Raw genomic sequence first — 3,885 nt, forward strand, 5'->3', positions numbered from 1 at the left:
GGGGGTGGCCGGCTGCTGGGCCGCTGCCGGCAGGCCGGCGCAGGCGCCCAGGACCGCCAGGGCGGTGGCGCCGAGCCGGGTGCGAAGGGAAGTGCGGGAAATTCGTGCCATCGTCAGTCCTTCAATCGTCGATCAACCAAGGGGAAAACCAGCCGGGCCCGCTGCAGGCCGTGCCGTGCGTCGCCTGGCCGTCGCGGGGCCCTGCAGCCCCACTTCGGCCCGCGTTGCCGTGCCATGCACCGGGAACGTGCGCATCGCTGGGTGCGAAGGCGCCTTGCAGGCACGGAAAGCGATGCCCGGGCTGTCCTGATGCAAGGGGCATTCCATGCAGCGGTGGTCGCCATCGCCGCCCGGTCCTGGGCGGGCGATGGGAGTGCCTGGGGATCGTACAAGCGCACCGGGCTGCCGCGCCTACAGGTCTTCCCTGGGATGGAATGTCGCCCGGTGCCGGCCGGGCCGCCACGCAAGGCACGGGGCAGGGGGCGGTGCGGACTGAAACAAGGGCCGGGAAGGCCTGTGGCACACTCGCCCGCTTTTCCAAAGCCGAGCCCTCGGGCGCGTTTTCAGCATGCAGAAGATCATCCGGCAGATTGCCGCAGAAATCCGGGTCACCGAGCAGCAGGTGGCCTCCGCCGTCGAGTTGCTCGATGGGGGCGCCACGGTGCCCTTCATCGCGCGCTACCGCAAGGAAGTGACCGGTGGGCTGGACGACATCCAGCTGCGCGAGCTGGAGGCCCGCCTGTCGTACCTGCGCGAGCTGGAAGACCGCCGCGCCGCGGTGCTCAAGGCCATCGACGAGCAGGGTAAGCTGACCGATGCGCTGCGCGCCGCCATCGCGGGCGCACCGACCAAGCAGGAGCTGGAAGACCTCTACCTGCCCTTCAAGCAAAAGCGCCGCACCAAGGGCCAGATCGCCCGCGAGTTCGGCATCGAGCCGCTGGCCGACAAGCTCTTCGCCGACCCCACGCTGGACCCGGCCGCCGAGGCCGCCGCGTTCACCCGCCCCCCCGAGGTGCTGGACGATGGCAAGCCGGGTGCCGACTTTTCCACCGTGCCGGCCGTGCTCGACGGTGTGCGCGACATCCTCTCCGAGCGCTGGGCCGAAGACGCCGTGCTGGTGCAGTCGCTGCGCGAATGGCTGTGGGCCGAGGGCCTGCTGCGCAGCAAGAAGGTCGAGGGCAAGAACGAGGCCGATCCCGAGGTCTCCAAGTTCCGCGACTACTTCGAGTACGACGAGCCCATCGGCCGCGTGCCCTCGCACCGCGCGCTGGCCGTGTTCCGCGGCCGGGCGCTCGAAATCCTGGAAGCCAAGCTGGTCCTGCCCGTCGAGCCAGAGCCCGGAAAGCCCAGCATCGCCGAGGGCAAGATCGCCCTGCACCTGGGCTGGAGCCATGCCGGCCGCGCGGCGACGACCTGCTGCGCAAATGCGTGGGCTGGGCCTGGCGCGTGAAGCTCTCCCTCTCCACCGAGCGCGACCTGTTCGCCCGCCTGCGCGACGAGGCCGAGAAGGTCGCCATCAAGGTCTTTGCCGACAACCTGCGCGACCTGCTGCTGGCCGCGCCCGCCGGCCCGCGCGTGGTGATGGGGCTGGACCCAGGCATCCGCACCGGCGTGAAGGTGGCGGTGGTGGATGCGACCGGCAAGCTGGTGGAGACCGCCACCGTGTTCCCGCACGAGCCGCGCCGCGACTGGGAAGGCTCGCTGCACACGCTGGCCAAGCTGGCCGAAAAGCACGGTGTGAACCTGATCGCCATCGGCAACGGCACCGCCAGCCGCGAAACCGACAAGCTGGCCGCCGACCTCATCAAACTGGCCGCCAAGGCCGAGCGCGCCATCGAGAAGGTGGTGGTGAGCGAGGCCGGCGCCTCCGTCTATTCCGCCAGCGAATACGCCTCGCAGGAAATGCCCGATGTGGACGTGAGCCTGCGCGGCGCCGCCTCCATCGCGCGGCGCCTGCAGGATCCGCTGGCCGAGCTGGTCAAGATCGACCCCAAGAGCATCGGCGTGGGCCAGTACCAGCACGACGTGAACCAGAGCGAGCTGGCCCGCACCCTGGGCACGGTGGTGGAGGACTGCGTGAATTCGGTGGGCGTGGACCTGAACACGGCCAGCGTGCCCCTGCTCAGCCGCGTGTCGGGCCTGTCGGGCAGCGTGGCCAAGGCCGTGGTGCGCTGGCGCGAGGCCAACGGCGCGTTCAAGAGCCGCCGCCAGCTCATGGAGGTGTCTGGCCTGGGCGCCAAGACCTTCGAGCAGAGCGCGGGCTTTTTGCGCATCCGCGGCGGCGAGAACCCGCTGGACATGACGGGCGTGCACCCCGAGACGTACCCCGTGGTCGAGCAGATCATGCAAAAGACCGGCAAGCCCGTGGCCGAGATCATGGGCCGCGCCGACATGCTCAAGACGCTCAAGCCCGAGCTGTTCGCCAACGAGAAGTTCGGCGTCATCACGGTCAAGGACATCCTGGGCGAGCTGGAGAAGCCCGGCCGCGACCCGCGCCCGGACTTCAAGGTGGCGCGCTTCAACGACGGCGTGGAAGACATCAAGGACCTGAAGGAAGGCATGGTGCTGGAGGGCACGGTGAGCAACGTGGCGCAGTTTGGTGCGTTCATCGACCTGGGCGTGCACCAGGACGGCCTGGTGCACGTGAGCCAGCTGAGCCACAAGTTCGTCAACGATGCGCGCGAGGTGGTCAAGACCGGCGACATCGTGAAGGTGAAGGTCATGGAGGTGGACGTGGAGCGCAAGCGCATCGGCCTGTCCATGAAGCTCGATGCAGCGCCCCCGCGCAGCGGCGGCGACCGGGGTGCGCCCCGCGACAACCGGTTCGAAGGGGCGGGGCGGGGCCAGCATGCGGCACCGCGCCGCAGCAACGAGCCCGCCCCCCCCGTCGGCCATGGCCTCGGCCTTCGCCAAGCTGCAAGGTAATAAGCGGTAAAAGTTGCGTGGATAATCGCCGGAACCTTACTTCCGGCCGTTCCATGGAGCTCATCGCCCTGCTGGGGATTCCCGTCGCGCTGCCGAGCGTGCCGCGCGCGGTGGCGCTGTTGATGAACGAGCTGGCGGCGCCCGAGCCCAACCTGCGCCGCGTCACCCAGCTCTTCGGCACCGACCCGGCCATGGCCGCGCGGCTGCTGGAAGAGGCCAACTCCCCCACGTTCCAGGCCCAGCAGCAGATCAGCGGCATTCCCGAGGCGCTGTCGCTATTGGGCGTGCAGCAGCTGCGCACGCTGGTGGCGTCCGCGCCGCTGGGCACGACCTCGCGGTCGGTGCCGGGCGTCAACCTGCAGCAGTTCTGGCGCTACAGCCTGCACACCGCCAAGCTGGCGCGGTCGCTGGCCGGCAGCGTGCACCACAACCAGATCGCGGCATACACCGCGGGCCTGCTCCACGGCGTGGGCGAGTTGCTGCTGCACCTGGGCAATCCGGACCGCGTGCAGGCCATCAACCGGCTGGTCGGCCCCTTCGATCCGCGCCGCTCCAAGCTGGAGCAGCGGCTGCTGGGCTACTGCTATTCGCAGGTGAGCGCCGGCATGGCGCGCCGCTGGCAGTTGCCGCAGGTGGTGGTGGATGCCTTGCAGTACCAGAGCGCGCCGTTCGAGAACAGCGTGTACGAGCCGCTGGCCGGCGTGCTGCACCTGGCCGCCTGGCGCGTGCGGGCCCGCGAGGCGGCGCTGGGCGAGAAGGAACTGGCGGTGTCCTTTCCCGGCGAGGTCGGGCTGGCGCTGGGGCTCGATATCGACATGGTGCTGCAGCAGGACCCGATCGACTGGACCGTGCGCCCCGACCCGGGCGACTACGTGTGAGCGCCGCGGCGCGCCGGTGCCCCGGCCGATGAAGGCGCTGCGCATCCACGCAGGGCCGCTGGCGCGGGCGCACATCGCCCGG

1 protein-coding gene and 1 pseudogene are annotated in these 3,885 nt (G+C 70.0%); both read left to right on the plus strand.

Features of this window, described 5'->3' with window-relative positions; all coding sequences use genetic code 11:
* Window positions 1-568: 568 nt before the first annotated feature.
* A pseudogene (locus tag AC27KI_RS20375) lies at window positions 569-2,935 on the plus strand (Tex family protein).
* Window positions 2,936-2,978: 43 nt separating this feature from the next.
* Window positions 2,979-3,803 (plus strand): HDOD domain-containing protein, encoded by an 825-nt coding sequence (locus AC27KI_RS20380; protein ID WP_272568586.1) that lies wholly within the window; start codon window positions 2,979-2,981, stop codon window positions 3,801-3,803.
* Window positions 3,804-3,885: the final 82 nt, after the last annotated feature.

This window comes from Acidovorax sp. KPB24-03 (genome assembly GCF_057546605.1).